The 20,319-nt window shown below is 58.0% G+C and carries 20 protein-coding genes and 5 tRNA genes; 15 read left to right on the top strand and 10 right to left on the bottom strand.

The window, feature by feature from the left end:
- The first annotated feature begins 27 nt into the window (after positions 1-27).
- The 5 genes from mshD (at position 28) to pstB (ending at position 5,203) form a co-directional block, all read left to right on the top strand.
- Positions 28-930: a mycothiol synthase gene (mshD, locus tag ABRP84_RS07605; RefSeq protein ID WP_349853297.1), complete on the top strand. Its 903-nt coding sequence runs from the start codon at positions 28-30 to the stop codon at positions 928-930.
- 226 nt (positions 931-1,156) lie between these two features.
- Positions 1,157-2,263 carry a phosphate ABC transporter substrate-binding protein PstS gene (pstS, locus tag ABRP84_RS07600; protein WP_023023815.1) on the top strand — a complete coding sequence of 369 codons (1,107 nt, stop codon included), beginning with the start codon at positions 1,157-1,159 and terminating at the stop codon, positions 2,261-2,263.
- Positions 2,264-2,398: 135 nt separating this feature from the next.
- Positions 2,399-3,451: a phosphate ABC transporter permease subunit PstC gene (gene pstC / locus ABRP84_RS07595; protein WP_023023813.1), complete on the top strand. Its 1,053-nt coding sequence runs from the start codon at positions 2,399-2,401 to the stop codon at positions 3,449-3,451.
- A 12-nt stretch (positions 3,452-3,463) separates the two neighbouring features.
- Positions 3,464-4,378 carry a phosphate ABC transporter permease PstA gene (gene pstA, locus ABRP84_RS07590; protein ID WP_239268321.1) on the top strand — a complete coding sequence of 305 codons (915 nt, stop codon included), beginning with the start codon at positions 3,464-3,466 and terminating at the stop codon, positions 4,376-4,378.
- A gap of 51 nt (positions 4,379-4,429) precedes the next feature.
- The gene (gene pstB / locus ABRP84_RS07585; RefSeq protein ID WP_005279626.1) at positions 4,430-5,203 is read left to right on the top strand and encodes a phosphate ABC transporter ATP-binding protein PstB; all 774 of its coding nucleotides are present in this window, start codon (positions 4,430-4,432) and stop codon (positions 5,201-5,203) included.
- An 81-nt stretch (positions 5,204-5,284) separates the two neighbouring features.
- On the opposite strand, the gene phoU is transcribed toward pstB, so the two are convergent.
- Positions 5,285-6,013 (bottom strand): phosphate signaling complex protein PhoU, encoded by a 729-nt coding sequence (gene phoU, locus ABRP84_RS07580; protein ID WP_349853235.1) that lies wholly within the window; start codon positions 6,011-6,013, stop codon positions 5,285-5,287.
- 58 nt (positions 6,014-6,071) lie between these two features.
- A complete protein-coding gene (dusB, locus tag ABRP84_RS07575; protein ID WP_284869487.1) occupies positions 6,072-7,217 on the bottom strand; it encodes a tRNA dihydrouridine synthase DusB in 1,146 nt (381 codons plus the stop codon).
- A 192-nt stretch (positions 7,218-7,409) separates the two neighbouring features.
- Between dusB and scpC the strand changes: the two genes are divergently transcribed.
- Together scpC and ABRP84_RS07565 are read left to right on the top strand one after the other, a co-directional pair.
- Positions 7,410-8,912: a succinyl-CoA:acetate CoA-transferase ScpC gene (gene scpC / locus ABRP84_RS07570; protein ID WP_023023806.1), complete on the top strand. Its 1,503-nt coding sequence runs from the start codon at positions 7,410-7,412 to the stop codon at positions 8,910-8,912.
- A gap of 126 nt (positions 8,913-9,038) precedes the next feature.
- Positions 9,039-9,111: transfer RNA gene (locus tag ABRP84_RS07565), tRNA-Lys, on the top strand.
- Between the two features lie 250 nt (positions 9,112-9,361).
- Here ABRP84_RS07565 and ABRP84_RS07560 read toward each other — a convergent pair.
- The 4 genes from ABRP84_RS07560 to ABRP84_RS07545 form a co-directional block, all read right to left on the bottom strand.
- Positions 9,362-10,264, bottom strand: coding sequence for a tyrosine-type recombinase/integrase (locus tag ABRP84_RS07560; protein ID WP_349853234.1), 903 nt, complete (start codon positions 10,262-10,264; stop codon positions 9,362-9,364).
- A gap of 64 nt (positions 10,265-10,328) precedes the next feature.
- On the bottom strand, positions 10,329-11,261 hold the full coding sequence (locus tag ABRP84_RS07555; RefSeq protein WP_349853233.1) for a hypothetical protein: 933 nt from the start codon (positions 11,259-11,261) through the stop codon (positions 10,329-10,331).
- Between the two features lie 62 nt (positions 11,262-11,323).
- Entirely contained in the window at positions 11,324-11,830 is a 507-nt protein-coding gene (locus ABRP84_RS07550) for a hypothetical protein (RefSeq protein WP_156904626.1), read from the bottom strand.
- Positions 11,831-11,988: 158 nt separating this feature from the next.
- The gene (locus ABRP84_RS07545) at positions 11,989-12,399 is read right to left on the bottom strand and encodes a hypothetical protein (RefSeq protein WP_349853231.1); all 411 of its coding nucleotides are present in this window, start codon (positions 12,397-12,399) and stop codon (positions 11,989-11,991) included.
- Positions 12,400-12,621: 222 nt separating this feature from the next.
- On the opposite strand from ABRP84_RS07545, the gene ABRP84_RS07540 reads away from it, so the two are divergent.
- Positions 12,622-12,951, top strand: a complete 330-nt coding sequence (locus ABRP84_RS07540) for a hypothetical protein (protein WP_156904625.1) — start codon at positions 12,622-12,624, stop codon at positions 12,949-12,951.
- Here the strand turns inward: ABRP84_RS07540 and ABRP84_RS07535 are convergent.
- Both ABRP84_RS07535 and ABRP84_RS07530 read right to left on the bottom strand, forming a co-directional pair.
- Positions 12,948-14,018: a hypothetical protein gene (locus ABRP84_RS07535; RefSeq protein ID WP_349853230.1), complete on the bottom strand. Its 1,071-nt coding sequence runs from the start codon at positions 14,016-14,018 to the stop codon at positions 12,948-12,950. The genes ABRP84_RS07540 and ABRP84_RS07535 overlap by 4 nt on opposite strands.
- Positions 14,019-14,746: 728 nt before the next feature.
- The gene (locus ABRP84_RS07530; RefSeq protein ID WP_023023790.1) at positions 14,747-15,079 is read right to left on the bottom strand and encodes a metal-sensitive transcriptional regulator; all 333 of its coding nucleotides are present in this window, start codon (positions 15,077-15,079) and stop codon (positions 14,747-14,749) included.
- 82 nt (positions 15,080-15,161) lie between these two features.
- Here ABRP84_RS07530 and ABRP84_RS07525 point away from each other — a divergent pair.
- From ABRP84_RS07525 to ABRP84_RS07505, 5 genes are all read left to right on the top strand, one after another.
- Positions 15,162-15,237, top strand: a tRNA-Glu gene (locus tag ABRP84_RS07525).
- A 35-nt stretch (positions 15,238-15,272) separates the two neighbouring features.
- Positions 15,273-15,346, top strand: a tRNA-Asp gene (locus ABRP84_RS07520).
- A gap of 191 nt (positions 15,347-15,537) precedes the next feature.
- Positions 15,538-15,611: transfer RNA gene (locus tag ABRP84_RS07515), tRNA-Asp, on the top strand.
- A gap of 19 nt (positions 15,612-15,630) precedes the next feature.
- Positions 15,631-15,703: transfer RNA gene (locus tag ABRP84_RS07510), tRNA-Phe, on the top strand.
- Positions 15,704-15,759: 56 nt separating this feature from the next.
- Positions 15,760-16,041: a GNAT family N-acetyltransferase gene (locus ABRP84_RS07505; protein WP_198010512.1), complete on the top strand. Its 282-nt coding sequence runs from the start codon at positions 15,760-15,762 to the stop codon at positions 16,039-16,041.
- A gap of 49 nt (positions 16,042-16,090) precedes the next feature.
- Here the strand turns inward: ABRP84_RS07505 and epsC are convergent, their stop codons facing one another.
- Both epsC and cysK read right to left on the bottom strand, forming a co-directional pair.
- On the bottom strand, positions 16,091-16,654 hold the full coding sequence (epsC, locus tag ABRP84_RS07500) for a serine O-acetyltransferase EpsC (RefSeq protein ID WP_239268312.1): 564 nt from the start codon (positions 16,652-16,654) through the stop codon (positions 16,091-16,093).
- Positions 16,655-16,736: 82 nt separating this feature from the next.
- On the bottom strand, positions 16,737-17,672 hold the full coding sequence (cysK, locus tag ABRP84_RS07495) for a cysteine synthase A (RefSeq protein WP_023023783.1): 936 nt from the start codon (positions 17,670-17,672) through the stop codon (positions 16,737-16,739).
- 265 nt (positions 17,673-17,937) lie between these two features.
- Here cysK and ramA point away from each other — a divergent pair, with 265 nt between their 5' ends.
- A complete protein-coding gene (gene ramA, locus ABRP84_RS07490; protein WP_005279642.1) occupies positions 17,938-18,777 on the top strand; it encodes an acetate metabolism transcriptional regulator RamA in 840 nt (279 codons plus the stop codon).
- 21 nt (positions 18,778-18,798) lie between these two features.
- A complete protein-coding gene (gene murA, locus ABRP84_RS07485) occupies positions 18,799-20,067 on the top strand; it encodes a UDP-N-acetylglucosamine 1-carboxyvinyltransferase (protein WP_023023781.1) in 1,269 nt (422 codons plus the stop codon).
- Positions 20,068-20,319: the final 252 nt, after the last annotated feature.

Genomic DNA, 20,319 nt, shown 5'->3' with positions numbered 1-20,319 from the left:
AAATTTAGCCTACGTATTATGGACACCATGAATATCACCGAAGAAAACCTCCCCGCCTCCCCAGAGCTGGCGGGCAGCCTGGAAGAACTGGCAGCGCACGCGGAAAAGGCCGATGGTATCGCCCCGCTTTCGGAGCAATTCCTCAACGGCCTGCGCGATGAGCGCCTGCACCATAAGCACTTGGTTGCCTGGCTGGACGGCGAACCCATTGGCGTATCGAGTCGCGAGGATTCCACCGCGGAACTTTTTATTGCCCCAGACTATCGCGGCACGGGCTATGGTACCGCGCTTTACGATGCCACCGCTAACGCCACCACCAATCTCGAGACCTGGGCACATGGCAATGGCAAACCGGCTCAAGCCTTGGCTGAATCCCGCGACTTGAATGTCACCCGCACCCTTGTGGTCATGGGCATCGATGGCAGCGATCTAGATAGCGCGGCGCACGTAGGCGAGCTGCCGCTGCAGGTCGCTAATTACAGCGAGGCGGTGGACAAGTGGGGCAAGGACACCGTGGAAAGCGAGTGGCTGCGCGTTAATAACGAGGCCTTTTCTTGGCACCCAGAGCAAGGCGGCTGGGATTTAGAGCGCCTGCACCGCGGCATGGAGGCCGAGTGGTTTGATCCCCGGGATGTCTTGTTCTTCTGGGACGAGAAAGAGCAGGGGCACCCGACCCTGGCCGGATTCCACTGGACCAAGTGGCACGAGGAGGAAGATCCCGGTTTTGGCGAGGTCTACGTGGTGGGCCTTGCGGAGGCGTACCGCGGCCAAAAATTAGGCGGACCATTGCTGCAGATTGGCCTGCGCCGCATGGTAGAAAAGGGAGCTCAGCGGGTTATTTTGTACGTGGAAGCGGACAATGAACCGGCACTGAAGGCCTACAAGCGCCTAGGCTTTTCCGTTGATGAAGAGCATGTCGTCTGGGGCTAGTGTGATTAAGGTCATGTCAACTTTCTAGCTTGTTCATTAATTGTTTACCTCACGGCACCCTGCTGGTTAATTCCTCCGGTTAGCTTTACTGATTGTGAGAAAGCCGCACCTGCGCACCTGCACCCCGCTTCCGAAGAGCGGACGTGGGATGTAAGTTCCCCTTTTTTATGGGGATGCGGTTTCCTCGGACAATCAATCTCTGATCTGCACCGGAAAGGGTTTTCCCGTGATTCGCAACTTCAAGCGCTCTGCCGCTATCTTCGGCCTCGTGGTCGCTACCTCTACCGCTCTCGTAGCTTGTTCTGAGGACACCTCCTCTGACTCCTCGGGTTCCTCCGACGGCAGCGGCGTCGCTGGCGAGCTTGTTGGTGAGGGCGCATCCTCCCAGCAGAACGCAATGTCCTACTTCGGCACCGCCTTCGCAGAGGACAACCCAGACGCAAACCTGTCCTACACCGCTTCCGGTTCCGGTAAGGGTGTTGAGGCTTTCATCAACGGCCAGGCAGACTTCGCTGGTTCTGACTCCCCGTTGAAGGAAGACGACGGCCAGATTGAGGCCGCCAAGGAGCGTTGCGACGGCAACGACGCATGGCACCTGCCTTCCACCATCGGCCCGGTTGCCATTGCTTATAACCTGGGTGACCAAGAGATCAACCTCTCCACCGATACCATTGCCAAGATCTTCAAGGGCGAGATCAAGAAGTGGAACGACGAGGCCATCGCCGCTGATAACGAGGGCGCAGACCTGCCGGACACCGACATCCACGTCATCTTCCGCTCTGACGAGTCCGGTACCTCCGATAACTTCCAGAAGTTCCTGAACGCCTCCACCGGTAACTGGGACGGCGAAGGCAAGCAGTTCCCTGACGCTGTAGGTGAGGGCGCAAACGGTTCCTCCGGCGTTGCTGACCAGGTAGCAAACATCGAGGGTGCCATCACCTACGTTGAGGCCGGCTTCGCTGACCAGAAGGAAGCTGACGGCGTCAAGAAGGCCAAGATCGACTTTGGCAACGGCCCGGTTGAGCTGAATGACGACACCGTCAACAAGGCACTGGAGAACCTGGAGTTCAAGGACACCGCTTCTGAGAACGACATGGTCGTTGACTCCAAGGCTCTCTTCGCTTCCGATGTTGAGGGTGCATACCCGCTCATCCTGACCACCTACAACATCGTCTGCTCCGCTGGCTACGATGACGAGACCGCTGAACTGGTCAAGACCTTCTTCAACGACGTTCTGGATCACCAGGATGACCAGTTGGCAGAGCAGGGCTTCATCCCAGTTAAGGGTGACCACCTTGACCGCCTGAAGAGCGCTGTTGACGCACTGCAGTAACGCATAAACCCCGCTTTACCTCGCGAAATAACATTCCGCCCGCCCCCACTGCCGCCCTCGAGACGCGCTTTGGGGGCGCAGGCATGTACATCGCATGTCCCTTTGTTTCACTTCAAATAAGGATTAGTACGTCTCATGGCAGACAATAATCTCACCCAGGCATCGACCTCGGAGGCCCTTCCCGTCTCTGGCGCCGAACAGCCTCATACCCGTGGCGATAATGAGACTGACTTGGCTACCTCCAGCTCCGGTAGCTCCGTCAAGCGCCCCGGTGACCGCATTTTCGAATTCCTCTCCACGGCCTCTGCCACGCTGATTACCGTGATGATCGCGGCGATTGCCGCCTTCCTCATCTGGCGTGCCGTCCCCGCGCTCAGCGTGAACGAGAATGGCCTACTGGGCTTTTTCACCCACGGTGAACGCTGGGAGACCACCGATACTTCTGCGATGAAGTTCGGTATCCCGACCATGTTCGGCACCACCGTCCTCATCTCGGTATTCGCGCTGATTCTGGCCATGCCAGTCGCGCTTGCGATTGCCATCTTCTTGTCCAACTACGCCCCGGCCCGCTTGGTTAAGCCACTGGGTTTCTTGGTGGACATGCTGGCCGCAGTGCCGTCCATCGTCTACGGCCTGTGGGGTTGGCAGGTCCTTGGCCCAGCCCTGTCCAGTTTCTACACCTGGATGGAGTCCTGGGCCGGTGGGTTCTTCCTGTTTACTCATTACGATAATTCGCCCGCCTTTGCTACCGGCCGCAACCTCTTCACCGGTGGCATCGTGCTCGCCGTGATGATTTTGCCGATTATCGCCGCCACCGCCCGCGAGGTCTTCGTGCAAACGCCTCCGGGCCAGATCGAGTCCGCCTTGGCACTGGGCGCTACGCGCTGGGAAGTCATCCGCATGACCGTCCTGCCCTTCGGCATGTCCGGCTACGTCGCCGGCTCCATGCTGGGCTTGGGCCGCGCTCTGGGTGAGACCATGGCGCTGTACATGGTGGTCTCGCCCCTGGTGGACTTCCGCTTCTCGCTTTTCGATGGCGGTACCACTTTCGCCACGGCCATCGCCCTCGCGGCCGCCGAGTTCGGTAACGAGACGCGCGCCGGTGCCTATATCGCCGCCGGTTTGATGCTGTTCTTGCTGACGTTTGTCGTCAACGCCATTGCCCGCGCCATCGTGAAGAGCAAGTAAGGAAGGACAACAATGACTACTACGACAAATAACAAGCCCGCCTCCGCTGGTGGGGCAACCTTCCTGGAAATCTCCGGTTCCCGCAAGGCGGCCAATAGCATTGCCACCGTCGTTGTATGGGGCGCTATGGCTTTGGCGATGGTCCCTCTGATCTGGGTGCTGTGGGAGCTCATTGCTCGCGGTAGCGGCGTGATTTTCTCCGCTGACTGGTGGACGCTGTCCCAGCGCGGCGTGATGAATAGCGCCGAAGGCGGCGGTGCCGCCCACGCCATCGTCGGTACCTTCGTGCAAACCGCCCTGGCTTCCATCCTCTCCATCCCGATCGGTATCTTCACCGCCATCTACTTGGTGGAATACTCCAAGGGTGGCTGGCTCGGCCGCATCACCACCTTCATGGTGGACATCCTGTCCGGCGTGCCCTCCATCGTGGCCGCGCTGTTCATCTTCGCCATGTGGATCACGCTCTTCGGCTTTGGACGTTCCGGCTTTGCCGTCGCCCTGTCCTTGGTCCTATTGATGATCCCCATCGTGGTGCGCAATACCGAAGAGATGCTGCGCGTGGTTCCCATGGACCTTCGCGAGGCCTCCTATGCCCTCGGCGTGCCCAAGTGGAAGACCATTGCACGCATCGTGCTGCCGACAGCCCTGTCCGGCATCGTGACCGGCATCATGCTGGCCATTGCTCGCGTGATGGGTGAATCCTCGCCAGTGCTGGTCTTGGTTGGTTCCTCCTCGGTCATCAACTGGGATGCGTTTAAGGGCTCGCAGTCCTCACTGCCGCTGATGATGCTTGATATGTACAAGGCGGGCGCGCAGCCTGCCGTGCTGGATAAGCTGTGGGGCGCAGCGCTGACGCTGGTTATCCTCATCGCCATCCTCAATATTGCGGCGCGAGTAATTTCCGCGAAGTTCTCGGTCAAGAAATAGCCGCACACGATTCCGCCACTTTTACACCCCTCAAGAGGAGAAACCTCCACAATGTCTAAGCTCGAGCTCAATGACGTCGATATTTTCTACGGCGATTTTCACGCCGTACAGAACGTAAATATGCAGATCCCGGCGCAGGCCGTGACCGCCTTCATCGGCCCGTCCGGCTGCGGTAAGTCCACCGTGCTGCGCACCTTGAACCGCATGCACGAGGTCATCCCGGGTGCATCCGTCAAGGGCGAGATCCTGCTCGATGGCACCAATATCTACGGGCCCAAGGTCGACCCAGTTTCCGTGCGCAATACCATCGGCATGGTATTCCAGAAGGCTAACCCATTTCCCACCATGTCCATCGAGGACAACGTGGTTGCTGGCTTGAAGCTGTCTGGTGAGAAGAATAAGAAGAAGCTCAAGGAAGTAGCCGAACAGTCCCTGCGCGGCGCTAACCTCTGGGACGAGGTCAAGGACCGCCTGGATAAGCCGGGCGGCGGCCTCTCCGGCGGTCAGCAGCAGCGCCTGTGCATCGCCCGCGCGATTGCCGTGGAACCAGAAGTGCTGCTGATGGACGAGCCCTGCTCCGCTCTGGACCCAATTTCCACCTTGGCCGTGGAAGATCTTATCCACGAGCTGAAGGAAAACTTCACGATCGTCATCGTGACCCACAACATGCAGCAGGCCGCCCGCGTGTCCGATAAGACCGGCTTCTTCTCCCTAGAAGCTACCGGCAAGCCGGGACACCTGGTGGAGTTCGATGAAACCACCCGAATCTTTGAGAACCCTTCCCAGAAGGAAACCGAAGACTACATCTCTGGCCGCTTCGGCTAAAGGTAGACTCTGATTGTCCGAAAAGGGCGGTACCTCCAGCGCAGGAAGGTACCGCCCTTGTGGCAGTTTTATTAGCGTTTATTAGCGGCGGAATTGGCGCTCTAATTCGTTCATGCGGGCCTCGAACTCGGCGTCCTTTTGATCCTCTTGGAGCTTTCTTTCAAACTCTTCTGGCAATAGGCCGGTGGCAAAGTAAATGATGCGCCCAGCCACGGAGACGCAGTGGTCCGCGTAGCGCTCGTAGTAGCGGGTAATCTGCGCCGTCTCTACGGCCTGGCGCACCGTTCCTTCCCAGTCACGCTGGGTGAGGATGCGCAGCAGGTGGTGGTTAATATCGTCCACCGCATCATCATCGGAACGCAGGTTGACGGAGAGCTCGGCATCAGGGGTGACCAAAATATCGTGCACCACCGAACCCATTTCCTGGGTCAGGCGGAACATCTCTTCCATGAATCCGAGGTATTCAGCGGGCACGACGGCCTCAGGGTGGCGGCGGCGCGCGGCATCGGCAATGTGCTGGGCTAGTTGGCCCATGCGGAAAAGATCCTCAACGATGTAGATGGAAGAGACCACCTGGCGCAGATCCTGGGCCATGGGATTTTCTAGAGCCAGAAGCTTTACCGCGCGTTCGGAGCAGCGGGAGCGAATCTCATCGAGTTCCTCGGTGAGGCTAAGCGCTTCCTCCGCGGGTTCCAGGGCGCAATCGAGCAGCGCCTGGGAGGCCTGATCCATGATGGTGCGGACGGTATCGCACATGACGATGAGGTCGTGCGAGAAGTTGTCCAGATGTTCACGGTAGGCAGTACGCATGCAGGAAATGATAGCTCACAAACCGCGCAAATGCTTGCTGAGTCACACCAGTGTGGGTTTAGCCGCCGGAGTTATAAATATCAGCGCCGACCGGAACGAATTCATCCTCGGGGTCATCGAGCCAGCCATCGGGAAGCGCGACCTTGGAGGGCGAGCCCTGGCGCCCGCGCGCACCATCGGCATCGGCAGCCAAAGCATCAGAATCCGCCCAGGGCGCCAGCAATTTGCGCAGGCTCTCTAAGGAATCCACCTTGGCCAAGCCGGCGCGCACCTGCCCGCCGACGGGGAAGCCACGCAGGTACCAGCCAATGTGCTTGCGGATGTCCCTGGATGCGTGGTCCTCGCCCTCATGCTGCGCGAGCAGTTCCGCGTGGCGAAGAATAACCTGGGTGACTTCGCCCAAGGTGGGCTCGGCGGGGATCGACTCGCCGCGCAGGGCGGCGCCCAGCTCCGCGAAAAGCCACGGCCGGCCCAGGCAGCCGCGGCCCACCTGCACGCCATCACAGCCGGTGGCCTCCATCATGCGGCGGGCGTCATCGGCGCGGAAAATATCGCCATTGCCCAGCACCGGAACGCCGGTGTCCGCGAGGTGCTCCTTGAGCCGGGCGATCTCATCCCACCTAGCATCGCCGGAATAACGTTGCGCGGCCGTGCGCCCGTGCAAGGTAACGGCGGCGGCGCCGGAATCCACGGCAATGCGCCCGGCGTCGAGGTGCGTATGGTGCTCGTCATCAATGCCCACGCGCATCTTCACCGTGACGGGGATATTCGTGCCCTCGGTGGCCTTGACGGCGGCGGAGACGATATTGCCAAAGAGGCGGCGCTTATAAGGCAGGGCAGAGCCGCCGCCACGCCTGGTTACCTTGGGAACGGGGCAGCCAAAGTTCATGTCGATGTGGTCAGCCAAATTCTCATCCACGATGATCTTGGCTGCTTTATAGGTGTATTCCGGATCCACCGTATAAATCTGCAGGGAACGCGGATCTTCCTCCGGGGCAAAGGTGGTCATGTGCATGGTTTTCTCGTTGCGCTCCACTAGGGCGCGCGCGGTGACCATCTCGCAGACATACAAGCCCGACACCGTTCCGGTGCGGGCCAGCTCCTGTTCCCGGCACAACGTGCGGAAGGCGACGTTGGTTACCCCCGCCATGGGGGCGAGGATGACGGGGGAGGAGAGGTCATAGTTTCCAATGCGCAAATTCACGCCCTAATTGTGCTCGTTAACGGCGGAATTTAGCAACTAGCAGCAAGGTGGTGGTTACCGAGGATTCCCATGATTGGGGTGAATGTCACAAAATGATGGTGGCGAAAACGTTAATTTTCGCTACTGTGGTCTGTGTAACTAAATTGGGTGGGCCGTAGCACCGGTCTACTCGTATATGAAGGAGGATGACAGTTGTCCGATAGAATCGCATACGCCCCGTTTGAGAAGCTCGTAGTTTCTGCAGAGGAGGCTGCGAAGTACGTCAACAATGGTGACCGCGTAGGAATCTCCGGCTTCACCGGTGCAGGTTACCCCAAGGGTTTGCCTACCGCCATTGCAGATAAGGCGAAGGCGCTGCACGACAAGGGCGAAGAGTTCAAGATTGACCTCTTCTCCGGTGCTTCTACCGCCCCTGACTGCGACGGTGTTTTGGCAGAGGCAGAGGCTATTAACTTCCGCTCCCCATACAACTCCGACCCGCTGCTGCGTAAGCAATTCAACGACGGCACCGCGCTCTACCAGGATATTCACCTGTCCCACCTGGGCCAGCAGGTAGAAGAGGGCTTCTATGGTGACTTCCAGGTAGCCATCATCGAGGCCGTACGCATTACCGAGGAAGGCAATATCGTGCCCTCCTCCGCAGTGGGCAATAACCTCGAGTTCGTCGAGGCTGCAGACAAGATCATCATCGAGATTAACGAGTGGCAGTCCGAGAACCTTGAGGGTATGCACGACATCTACCGCATCGACAAGCTGCCTAACCGCCAGCCCATCCCGATTAACAAGCCGGGCGACCGCATTGGTACCACCTACATGGAGATCCCGGAGGAGAAGGTCGTTGCAGTTGTCAAGACCAACTCTGCGGACCGCAATGCTCCATTCCGCGAGCCGGACGAGACTTCTGAGAAGATCGCCGCTAACTTCATCGAGTTCTTGGAGGGCGAGGTTGCCGCAGGCCGCCTCGAGTACGACAAGTTCATCATGCAGTCCGGCGTGGGTAACGTGCCGAACGCCGTGATGGCGGGCCTTCTGGACTCCAAGTTCGAAAACATTCAGGCATACACCGAGGTTATCCAGGACGGCATGCTGGACCTTATCGATGCCGGCAAGATGACCGTGGCTTCTGCAACCTCCTTCGCGCTGTCGCCGGAGTACGCAGAAAAGATGAACGCGGAAGCAGACCGCTACCGCAACCACATCATCCTGCGCCCGCAGCAGATTTCTAACCACCCTGAGGTCATCCGCCGCGTCGGCTTGATTTCTTCCAACGGCATGATCGAGGGAGATATCTACGGCAACATCAACTCCACAAACGTGTCCGGTTCCCGCATCATGAACGGCACCGGTGGCTCTGGTGACTTCACCCGTAACGCGTACATCTCCACCTTCGTGTCCCCGTCCATCGCGAAGGATGGCGCCATCTCCGCTCTGGTTCCGTTCGTATCCCACACGGACCACACCGAGCACGACACCATGGTCATCATCACCGAATACGGTGTGGCTGACCTGCGTGGCTTGGCTCCAAAGCAGCGCGTAGAGAAGATCATCGCCGTGGCTCACCCGGACTACCGTCCGCTGTTGGAGGAGTACTACGAGCGTGCGAAGGAAAACAAGTTCCAGCACACCCCGCACGACTTGAAGACTGCCTTCGACTTCCAGGTTAACTTCATGGAAAAGGGTGACATGCGCGGTTAATCTCCACCGCCATGGCAAAGGAGGGCCTCCCGGCTGGGAAGCCCTCCTTCTGCTTTGTTTGGATACTCTCAGGCGAGGGGTGAATTAGGAGATCTAAAAGTCAACACGCTAATATAGAGCGACGTTGGGCCTTTAGCTCAGTTGGTAGAGCTACGGACTTTTAATCCGCAGGTCGTGGGTTCGATCCCCACAGGGCCCACTAGTACTTTTCGTGTACACTGCTTTGCTTTCATCGTTCACGGTGTTCTCCTTGAGCGGTGTTAGCGCCCCAAACCCGAGCCTTGATTAACATTTGGGTGGCTGCAGCCCACCCTGTGGGTGGGCTGTCGCCTTGCGTACGCCGTGCCATTGCGCGACGTCCGGTCTCTCCGCGTTCGGCTTCGCCTCTTGCGTCGAGCACGGCTACAGGGGGACAACATTGCTGATTCAAGACTCGTTCCTCGGGCGCGTTAAGCGATGGGAAAAATATCTCTACTCTCCGCAGCAGACAGCGCAGCTGTGACGAGGGTCGATGCAGTGGCATCTGCAGCGAGATAGTGGCGCATGGTTACTGTGGTGTCAGAGTGTCCTAGATGCTGAGAAGCCGCGGCGATAGGCACACCCGAAGAAGCCAACAGTGAAGCACAGGAGGCACGAAGGTCGTGGGGCCGAATTCGCTGGATACCAGCCCGGTCGCAGGCCGGTGTGAGAACCCGCGCTTGCCAATTACCTCGGTGTATTGGTGTTTCTACCTTAGAGGCGAACATCAGATCGTGATGGGCGCGGCTTCGTGCCCACTGCTGTAAATCGGTGAGGAGTCCAGGAGGTAAATTGACTTGGCGTCTTTGATGACTTTTCGTGTCGCCCCATAGCCAGCCGCCTCCGTGACGTGCTTGGACAGAACGATGAACCGATAGGCCGACGCTGGTGACATCATGTGGCGATAGGGCTGCAGTTTCACCAAACCGTAATCCACCGTAGGCTAGAACTCCGGTAACTAGCCGGTCGCGTTCTGTCGGCATCGAGTAGATGAGTCGTTGGATCTCCGCTGCGGTGAGGACACGAGGGTGCCCACGGGGTGGTGTACGAAGACGGAGACGAGCTGCAGGGTTTCGGTCAATGAGACCATCGTCTTCGGCCAGTTCAAAGATGCCTCGGAAAATAACGCGGCAGCGCCTAGCTTGGTGCGGTGCCCTAACCCAGAGTTCAGTAAACCATACGCGCAGGTCCGAGGCCTTAACGTCCTCTAAATCTACATCTGCCCAGGTAGGAAGGATCAGTGACCGAAGCAGGATCCGATAGTCCTGGGCTGTACGGGCGTTGATAATGCGTGAGCGGATGAAGAGGTCCGCGTAATCTTCGAATTTCGTCATTGTGATCATAAGTGGGAAAGGCCGGGGAAGACAGTGCGGGTGGTCTGGAAAATGGGCCCCGCAGTCAGCTGGACGTGGGAGCATAAGCGGCGGCGCACCGGGCGGTGTAGTGGCTGTAATCCATTGACGGCATGGTTACGAATTGGGGTTTAGCCCCAGCCTCAATGACGAGGGCTCGGCCAGGTGGCAGGTCAAGCACCTGGCCCCACATGTCTTCTGGTGCGGTCTCGCACACCATCTTCACGGAGTCACGATTATCAAGGCGATGCGTGACCCGGCGGGCATATTGTGCGCGGTCATGCAACAAAGTTGCTTCGGGACGCTGAATGATCGTGAGCACCGTGATCCCCGACTTAGCGCCTTCGCGAAGGAGGCGACCAACGATACGAACAGCATCCTTATGCTTCTTGCCATTGCCTTCAAGGGCAGATAGGAGCCCGGCATATTCTTCGAGGACCACCAGGTAGGCGGGATCTTTTCGCGAGATAGGCGTCTTGTCGATACCCATGGGTATTAGGGACTTGATCCGGGCATCCATGAGCCTCTCAAGTTCGCCGAGGATAGCGAGGACACGGTCAAGATCGTCTGGTGAGGTGCCCGTTGCTATCAGCGAGCCGCCGGGGCCTAGGCGATGAGGTGACAGCAACAAACCGGATGGGTCAATGCCGCAAATTAAGACGTCGTCGCGCTTTGCGAGTTGTGACAGGACTCCATAGCTAGTGACTGATTTTCCGCTGCGGGTAGCGCCGCTGATAACGGTGTGTGGGCCGGGGGTTGACCACCTATAGACGTCACCCTCAAAGGTCTTACCCACTACGGGGTCCAAGTCATTCAAATTTGTACGGGGGAGTGTCTGGAGTTTCCGCCGAGGCTTGTGGAGAGGTTTGCCCGTAACGGCTTTGATGACGATGCAGACCATGCAGTTAATCAGGACACCGGCGGCAATGACCATGGTGAGGGTGATAATGAGCTTAATGAGTTCGAGTATGAGGTCCATGGTGTGCAACCTTTCGTGTTGGGGCTCCCGCCCAAGCCAAGGCTTGGTTGGGAACATCTGGGTTAATCGAGGATGTGCGGGTCGACGTCTGCTTCGCCGGGCGTGCGGGTATGTGCGATGACACGGACGGCACCCGGCTCGGGCGTAGCGGTGAGCATGCCGCCAACAAGGTCGCGGTGGAATCGACGACGTAGCTCAGGCAGCCAGCGTGTTTCGATCTGGTCAGCGAGGTCGTCGGCGTGTTGGCCATAAGCAGGATTGATCAACACGCCAGGACCCTCTGGTTCCATGAAGGGCTTCCCGCCACGCCTGGCTAGCAGGTACTTCGGTTTCGGGTCGTCCTCGGTGGGCTCATGGTGCGGGTCGGGTATGCCGAGCTTGTGGCGTCGGGCCGTATCACCGAAAAGTTGGAGCCGGGTCAATATGCGGTGCTCAGCCTTGGACGCAGGTACGGAGCTGACTAACAGGCGGGCAAGGCTGTACTTCGTGAGCCTCCATCCGAGGGCTGCAAGCATGGTAACGACGATGATCGTGATGAACCACGACGTCATAAATGGTGCCCATGCCATTCTGTAGAAATCGGCGTTGGCCAGGAAGTCCTGAATACTGGTGGGGATCGGGGGCCAAGTGGTGGAGGGTATTATCCACTGCATTTTTGATATCTCCTTAGGAGTGATTGGTTGTGCCCCGGGGGGTGGCCCCGGGAGCATTGGATATGGGGGATGGGTTAGGCGTCGTCGTTGAAACGGTTCTGTGCCGTGGAGGAGGTCAGGGCCTCGAAAGCATTGCCAACGATTTCCCAGCTCCTCGCGGAGATGGTCACCATCAGCGGCACGAAGTCGGTGTTGGAGCTTCGTCCGCGAACATTGATGGTGACATCGGAAGATGGTCGAAGGACCGACCCTGCGGGGATGGTGAGTTCCTCACCCATTTGGAGCTTTGCGGTGATGCCGACGCCACCGACACTGGCCTGAGCCTCACTGACTTGGAAGATCGGCCAGCCTTCAGCGTGGGTGCGAATGTCATCGGTCTTTTTGCCGTCCACGTATTCGAATCCGGGCCGTGCGGTCTCGGCACCGGCGACGACGACATGGATGAGGTTGGAGGGGTAAGGGATAGAGAGGAAGGGGGTGGACATGATGCGGTCCTTTCAAGGTATGTAAGGTTTGACATCGATTGGCAGATGATCTGACACCCGCGTGTTCCAGACTAGCACCTTTATGGTCAAATGCAAGAAAATATGTCAAAAAAAGAAAATCGGTCACTTGCTTTAGTAAAATCCCAGGTCAGTGCATTGCAATATTTTTTGTCGCGTGTCCTTGAAGCGCGACATCGCAGGTGATCTGCTATGTTAAGGGGTATGGACAAACCTGATTTCTCGAAACCCGCGCAGAACACGCCCCTTGTGCAAGCTCTTGAAGTCTCCTGGCGCACGCTCACTTCTGCCCAGAAGACGCTCAATCTACTTCGTAAATGGTTGAAGGATTCCGAAGATGATGGGTTTGACCAAGAGTTCTGGGACACAGTTCTCGGGCTCTCCGCGGCACTAGCTGATGAAACGGACGAGAGCATGCGAGCTCTGATTGTTGCTGCCGTGGAAAGCGGAGTTCTGTCTAAACGTGCAGTTGGCAGAGCTTCGAAGCTCTCGGGTACACATGTAGGTGAGATCTACGATAAATGGCAGCCTTAGATAGGTGGATTGACCTCACCTGTCGGGATAAACGCGATGGCGTGTTCATCGCAAAACTTCGCCAACTCCCCAGCCTCCGTAGCCTCAAGCAGGCCAACCGCCACCTCGGGGGAGAGCGTTACCCAGGTGTTCATTGAAATTTCGCCGACAAGGTCCCCGTCATACCCAACATCGACAATGTCCTGATCAGTACGTACACGACCACGAGCGGCGAGACACTCTGTCCAGAACTTGTCCAGCTCGGTGACGCACTTCTTCTTCTGATGTGACCAAAGGATCTGGCGCCGCCCGGCGGAGACGCTCTCAAACTCGAGCCATGTCCTCCACAGTCGCGGTGTCGGGTACTCACGAATCTCACCGTCGGTGAGATTGGCGACGTTAAGAACGGCACCCTCCCACCATGTCTCATGCACTTTCGGTCGATCCCACCAGAACGATTGTTCAGACTTGACAATGGTGTCCAACAGTCCAAAAGGCGTGAGGTTTGAGACGGTGCGAGTATCCTTGGTGTTCATTGAAGCGGCGACCTCAGCGCCGAGTTTAGCGGCGACGTCGTAGGTGCTTTTCGTCAGATAATTACCGATGAATGATGCGCCTTCGTCAGTGATCTCACGCAAATCAAATCCAGCCCACGAGGTGGACATCCCCGCTTTCCTAACGCCCTTCTCCCAGCGTTCATAGAGACGGATACCTAAGGCAGAGAGCGCACAAGCCCGCTCAAATTGCGCAGGCATAGGTGCTCCACAGATTAACGCGAGCTTGGCAGAGTCAATGCTGGAAGAAGGGTCATTGGCGAAGATGAGAAGAACATGCAAGTGAACATGCCAACCGGAGCCGCCAGTCTTGGGGTCGCCATAAGTAACTTCTGTTGACCTAATCGTTCCAGCAATGCCGAATTGTTTCCGATCACCTGGCTCGGCCTGGAAAAAATACTCCCTACCAGCTTTTTTCTTAATATAGGCCTTGCGGCCTACCCAGCCGTAACCACCGGTGACGGAGCGCCAACCAGCGCTGACAGCGTTCCAGACCTCCTCCAGAGGGTCAGCACCCGTGTGACGAACAGTCAAAGTAAGGAGAGCGCTCCGGCCACCGTTAATATGGGCATACCGCAGTGCCCCTGCGATCTCCTTTGATCTTTCCAAAGCGATTTGAGAACTACAACGAGGACAAGCCCATACGCTGGCACATCGGTTGAGGCCCCTAAATCCTGCTGGCCGGTCGTCACTCGCTGTAACAAGCCCGATCATGTCACCACCAGAACGGCCATCACGATCGTCACCCGGTCGAGTCACACGTGGAAGCCTCCCGCACGCGCGAACACCAGCCCTCGAGCTTGCCTTCCATAATGCACCCCGAGCAGCCCACCGGCGCCGACGACGATCTGAATACTGAACGGACAAACTCGCAGGTAAAGCAAGTTCGCAGCACTTACTCTTTTTACTATCAAGGGTGCTGCAGTCCGTAGTGTCCTCCGCCCCAGTTTCGCCCGCGCGGCACGCTTCTCCCTCCCTACCGCTTCGCTTCGCCGCGCTTCCCCTTTCGTTCCCTCCCGCTTCCGCTTCGTCGAGCATGCGGCACATCGCGCCGGTCTCTCCTTGCGCGCTTCCGGTCACGACGGGGCCGCTTGCTTCGCTTGCGTACGGTCGTGAGTTCGCGGTGCTTGCGGTCTCACTTGGGGAGATTTCGGTTACCCTATTTTGGGTGGGATTTGTGAGCTCATTACTTTTAATCCGCAGGTCGTGGGTTCGATCCCCACAGGGCCCACATCAGGAGCCGCCTTCGGGCGGCTCCTTTTCTAGTTTTTCACGAGCTTCTTAATGGCGTGCATAGCCTCCGCTAGCTTCTCCTTAGCCACCTCGCCGTCCTCGGCCGCCGCACCGGCCACACAGTGCTCTATGTGGTCCTCTAAGAGCGCGAGAGAGACGTTCTCTAGCGCGGATGTCACCGCCGAGATTTGGGTGATGATATCGATGCAGTATTGGTCCTCATCGACCATGCGATGAATCCCGCGCGCCTGGCCTTCGATGCGCTTCAGGCGCGCCAGATAACGCGCTTTGCTCTTACTATCGGCGTTGTATCCGTGGATATCCGGCTCGTGGCAGGAACAGGTTTTCTGCTGCTCAGACATGGTTAAAACTCCTTCTGGGGGAGCGATTTTGTTTCTTGGTGATGTCTCCAGTATATTTCTAGAAGTCGCCAAGAAGCGACTGGCCCCCATCGTCTAGCGGCCTAGGACACTGCCCTTTCACGGCAGCGGCACGGGTTCGAATCCCGTTGGGGGTACCAACACCTTTGTGTTGGTACGAAATAATTTCTCATTTGGCCTTGTGGCGCAGTTGGTTAGCGCGCCGCCCTGTCACGGCGGAGGTCGCGGGTTCAAGTCCCGTCAAGGTCGCATTCTGAACAGTACACGCTTCGGCGGGTACTGTTCTTTTTGGTTTTGCAGGCTGCTTGCTGATGCCACCTCAGCATCACTGGGGCATCGGCAAGCGGCGGAAAAACGGCGTTGTAGTGCTGATTTGTGTTGTTTCTAGGCGCCTGTGTAAAGTAACTACCCGTGCCCAAGGGGCACACAAAACTGAAAATGGCCTTGTGGCGCAGTTGGTTAGCGCGCCGCCCTGTCACGGCGGAGGTCGCGGGTTCAAGTCCCGTCAAGGTCGCGGAAACCTTCGGGTTTCTGGCCAGATAGCTCAGTCGGTAGAGCACACGCCTGAAAAGTGTGGGGTCGCCAGTTCGATCCTGGCTCTGGCCACAACTATGGTCCCTCCTTATTATCAAGGAGGGGCCATTTTTGGTTTAATGGGGGACATGGAAAAAGCAATTTCTCATCAGACCGATTTGTCCCGTTTCGTGCTTACCGTTGATGGTGTGGAAGCGGGAATCTGCGAATACGTAGATTCCGGCGATACCCGCGAGTTCAACCACACGGTCATCGGGGATGACTTCCGTGGACAGGGCTTGTCCTCCCCGCTGATTAAGGAGGCCCTCGATGAAACCCGGGCTGCCGGCATGAAGGTCATCGCCACCTGCTCTGCCGTGGCGCACTTTATGGACAAGAACCCCGAATACCAGGATCTGCTGCGCGGTTAAGCACAGCAAAAAGCGGCCCACACAAGACTGTGGGCCGCTTTTAGTCTATTTAGATGTAGTAGTCCGGATCCACGAGCTTGACCCGCTCATGCCTATTTGAAGGCCGATTCTTGGCGGGGATGCCCACGGCGATGTGATCGGCCGGTACATCCTTCGTGACAACGGCATTGGCACCGATGGCGGAACCGGCCCCGATGGTGATGGGGCCTAAGACCTTGGCGCCCGCGCCGATGGTGACGTTATCTTCCACCGTGGGGTGGCGCTTGGTCTGGGTGAGCACCTGACCGCCGAGCGTCACGCCGTGGTAGAGCATGACGCCATCGCCAATTTCCGCGGTTTCGCCGATGACAATGCCCATCCCGTGGTCGATAAAGAAGCGGCGCCCGATGGTGGCGCCTGGGTGGATCTCGATGCCGGTAAAAAAGCGATTAATTTGGGCCAGGATGCGCGCAGGGCCCCGCAGGCCGCGCTTCCACAGCCAGTGGGACACGCGGTGCGACCAGATGGCGTGCAGGCCGGAATAGACGATCGCGTTTTCAACGTCGCCACGGGCAGCTGGGTCATGGTCGCGGGCATTGGCTAAATCTTCGCGGATATATTTAATAATGCTCATGCGGACTATAATACTGGTCACAAAAAGGCACCCGCCAAGCTTGACGGGTGCCTTTTATTCATGGACTAGGTTGCGGGGCTAGTTATGCCTCGCGGATGTCCTCGAAAAGAACGGTGGAAACGTAGCGCTCACCAAAGTCCGGCAGGACAACGACGATGGTCTTGCCCTCGAACTCGGGGCGCTCAGCCAGCTTCAGCGCGGCGGAAAGGTTTGCACCGGCGGAAATGCCAACCAGCAGGCCTTCCTCGGTAGCAAGGTCGCGGGAAAGCTTGATGGACTCCTCGAGGGAAGCGGTCAGGACCTCATCCAGCTGCTCGCGGTCGAGCACGTCCGGCACGAAGTTGGCGCCTAGGCCCTGGATCTTGTGCGGACCTGCCTGGCCTTCAGACAGCACAGGGGAGTCAGCCGGCTCAACGGCTGCGAGGTAAACGTCTGGGTTCTTGGACTTCAGGTAGCGACCTGCACCGGTGATGGTGCCGCCAGTGCCGACGCCTGCGACGAAGGCATCGACATTGCCCTCGGCGTCGTCCCAGATCTCCGGGCCGGTGGTGGCCTCGTGGATCTTGGGGTTGGCCTCGTTAGCGAACTGGGAAGCCAAGATGGCGTTGTCGCGCTCGGCGACGATCTCGTTGGCCTTATCAACCGCACCCTGCATTCCGGCAGCGCCCGGGGTCAGGATGATTTCTGCACCGTATGCGCGAAGCAGGACCTTGCGCTCATTGGACATGGTCTCTGGCATGGTGAGGACAACGTCGTAGCCCAAGGTTGCGCCGGCCAGTGCTAGGGCAATGCCGGTATTACCGGAGGTAGCTTCAACGATGGTGCCGCCCGGCTTCAGGTCACCGGATTCCTCAGCGGCCTTGATGATGGCGAGGCCGATGCGGTCCTTCACGGAGTTACCAGGGTTAAAGGACTCCACCTTGGCCAGCACGGTGGCACCCTTACCCTCAGCCAAGCGGTTGATGCGGATAAGTGGGGTACCGCCGATGGTCTCTAGGACATTGTTGTAAATAGCCATTTATTAGGACTCCTTTGGGAATCATATTCGTGGTCAAATCAGGTACAAGCGCAAGGATACACTATTTAAGTAGACAGAGTGGTATATTTATTACAGACAACCCATTCGGGCATGGAATGTGGGATTCACGGCCGCGGAGGCGAAGGGACGATTTCGAATTACCCCCACTTGCTGTCTATAATTCCACGTAGTTACCCGCTGCTCCCCAAGTTTTCGGGGATATCGGGTGCACCTACTTGGTTACCCCCGACGAGGAAAGAGTCTCATGGAGTCGCATCGCCTCAAAGATGATGAAGAATCCGTACGCGCGGCACTGTCGTCTCTCAAAACCGCCACCGGAATCCCAGTGACGATGTACGCAACATTATTGGCGGATAATCGCCTGCAAATTACCCAGTGGGTGGGCCTGCGTACGCCGGCGCTGCAGAATCTGCTTATCGATGCCGGCGTGGGCGTCGGCGGGCGCGTCATCACCACCCGTCGCGCGGTGGGCGTATCGGACTACACGCGTGCCACCACCATTTCCCACGAAAACGACAGCGTAATCCAAGACGAAGGCCTGCACTCGATCGTGGCCGTACCCGTTACCGTGCAGCGTGAAATCCGGGGAGTGCTTTACGTTGGCGTACATTCCCCTGTGCGCTTGGGGGATAAGGTCATCGAGGAAGTAACGATGACGGCCCGGACCCTAGAGCAAGATCTCGCGGTCAACTCCGCGATGCGCCGCGCCGATGGCGGAAAGGGAGGTGCGTCCCGCGGCCATGCGATGAACGGTGCGGAATGGGAACAGGTTCGTTCCACCCACTCCAAGCTGCGCATGCTGGCCAACCGCGTCGAGGACGAGGAGTTGCGCAAGGAACTCGAGGCGCTCTGCGATCAGATGGTCTCTCCCGTGCGCGTGAAGCAATCAACCAAGCTTTCCGCCCGCGAGCTCGACGTCCTCTCCTGCGTGGCACTCGGCCACACCAACGTGGAAGCGGCGGAAGAAATGGGAATTGGCGCCGAAACCGTCAAGTCCTACCTACGCTCCGTGATGCGCAAGTTGGGGGCGCACACTCGCTACGAAGCCGTCAATGCCGCCCGCCGGATCGGCGCGTTGCCCTGATAACCGGTAGCGTAGAAAGCTGTGAAAGATCAGTTTATTGTTTCCGGCGGTGCCCGTCTTGCAGGCACCGTCAAAGTAGATGGCGCCAAAAACAGCGTCCTTAAGCTCATGGCCGCCGCGTTGCTGGCGGAGGGGACGACGACGCTGACCAATTGCCCAGAGATTCTGGACGTACCTTTGATGAAAAAGGTACTCGAAGGCTTGGGCTGCGAGGTGACAATCGATGGCAGCACCGTCCGCATTACTACCCCTGCGACGCCGCAATCGAACGCGGACTTTGATGCGGTTCGCCAATTTAGGGCATCGGTATGCGTCTTAGGCCCACTAACCTCGCGCTGCGGGCATGCAAAGGTTGCGCTGCCCGGTGGTGACGCCATTGGCTCTCGCCCGCTTGATATGCACCAGACCGGCTTGGAAAAACTCGGCGCCACCACCCGCATTGAACACGGCGCCGTGGTCGCTGAGGCCTCCGAGCTTCGCGGTTCCACCATCCGTTTGGACTTTCCTTCCGTTGGTGCAACGGAAAACATTTTGACCGCCGCCGTCTTGGCTGAGGGCACCACCGTCCTCCACAACGCCGCCCGCGAGCCCGAGATCGTTGACCTGTGCGAGATGATGAAATCCATGGGCGCCAATATCGAAGGCGAAGGCACCTCCGAGGTCACCATCCACGGCGTGGACCGGCTTAACCCAACGGAGCACGAGGTCATCGGTGACCGCATCGTGGCAGGCACCTGGGCTTATGCCGCAGCCATGACACAAGGCGATATCACAGTCGGCGGCATTGCTCCGCGCCACTTGCACCTTCCGCTGGAAAAGCTGAAGTCCGCCGGTGCAGAGATTGAAACCTATGAAAACGGCTTCCGCGTGCGTATGGATAAGCGCCCTACCGCTGTGGATTACCAGACGTTGCCTTTCCCAGGCTTTCCGACGGACCTCCAGCCCATGGCCATCGGCATTTCCTCCATCGCCGAAGGGACCACCGTGATCACGGAGAACGTCTTTGAATCCCGGTTCCGCTTCGTCGACGAAATGCTGCGCTTGGGTGCCGATGCCCAAGTAGACGGTCATCATGTGGTGGTGCGCGGAAAGGAGCATCTTTCCTCTACGCATGTGTGGAGCTCCGATATCCGCGCAGGAGCTGGCCTGGTGCTCTCCGCACTCTGCGCCGACGAAGCCACGACCGTTCACGATGTCTTCCATATCGACCGCGGCTATCCCCACTTTGTGGAGAACCTTTCACGGCTTGGAGCCACCATCGAAAGGACGCAGGAAGAAGAAATCTTCTAATTAACCTTTCCCCAGTATGCATTTTTGCGGTGTGTGCTGGGGATTTGTGTGTTTTTCGGGGTTGGGTGTAACTTTATCGAAGTCGCCGAGAGGTAGCCGGTTGGTTACTTTTGAGTGGCTTTTTGTACTGACTTGGCTCGGGGATTTGACTTGGTTCAGGTTGTTGGGTAAGTTAGTACGAGCCGCCGCTGAGAGGTTAACGTTTGGTTAATTTTCTTGTGGTGTGTGGATGTTGTTTGAGAACTCAATAGT

The organism is Corynebacterium sp. KPL2861, assembly GCF_040225475.1.
Lineage (GTDB): Bacteria > Actinomycetota > Actinomycetes > Mycobacteriales > Mycobacteriaceae > Corynebacterium.
This window is presented reverse-complemented; position numbering and strand designations above follow the sequence as displayed.

Coding starts and splice junctions, on each gene's coding strand:
- mshD (WP_349853297.1), top strand. CDS start 28: ATGAATATCACCGAAGAAAACCTCCCCGCCTCCCCAGAGCTGGCGGGC.
- pstC (WP_023023813.1), top strand. CDS start 2,399: ATGGCAGACAATAATCTCACCCAGGCATCGACCTCGGAGGCCCTTCCC.
- cysK (WP_023023783.1), bottom strand. CDS start 17,672: ATGGCTATTTACAACAATGTCCTAGAGACCATCGGCGGTACCCCACTT.
- ABRP84_RS07560 (WP_349853234.1), bottom strand. CDS start 10,264: ATGACGAAATTCGAAGATTACGCGGACCTCTTCATCCGCTCACGCATT.
- ABRP84_RS07530 (WP_023023790.1), bottom strand. CDS start 15,079: ATGTCTGAGCAGCAGAAAACCTGTTCCTGCCACGAGCCGGATATCCAC.
- ABRP84_RS07505 (WP_198010512.1), top strand. CDS start 15,760: ATGGAAAAAGCAATTTCTCATCAGACCGATTTGTCCCGTTTCGTGCTT.
- ABRP84_RS07545 (WP_349853231.1), bottom strand. CDS start 12,399: ATGTCCACCCCCTTCCTCTCTATCCCTTACCCCTCCAACCTCATCCAT.
- ramA (WP_005279642.1), top strand. CDS start 17,938: ATGGAGTCGCATCGCCTCAAAGATGATGAAGAATCCGTACGCGCGGCA.
- ABRP84_RS07555 (WP_349853233.1), bottom strand. CDS start 11,261: ATGGACCTCATACTCGAACTCATTAAGCTCATTATCACCCTCACCATG.
- ABRP84_RS07550 (WP_156904626.1), bottom strand. CDS start 11,830: ATGGCATGGGCACCATTTATGACGTCGTGGTTCATCACGATCATCGTC.
- epsC (WP_239268312.1), bottom strand. CDS start 16,654: ATGAGCATTATTAAATATATCCGCGAAGATTTAGCCAATGCCCGCGAC.
- pstA (WP_239268321.1), top strand. CDS start 3,464: ATGACTACTACGACAAATAACAAGCCCGCCTCCGCTGGTGGGGCAACC.
- phoU (WP_349853235.1), bottom strand. CDS start 6,013: ATGCGTACTGCCTACCGTGAACATCTGGACAACTTCTCGCACGACCTC.
- ABRP84_RS07540 (WP_156904625.1), top strand. CDS start 12,622: ATGGACAAACCTGATTTCTCGAAACCCGCGCAGAACACGCCCCTTGTG.
- pstB (WP_005279626.1), top strand. CDS start 4,430: ATGTCTAAGCTCGAGCTCAATGACGTCGATATTTTCTACGGCGATTTT.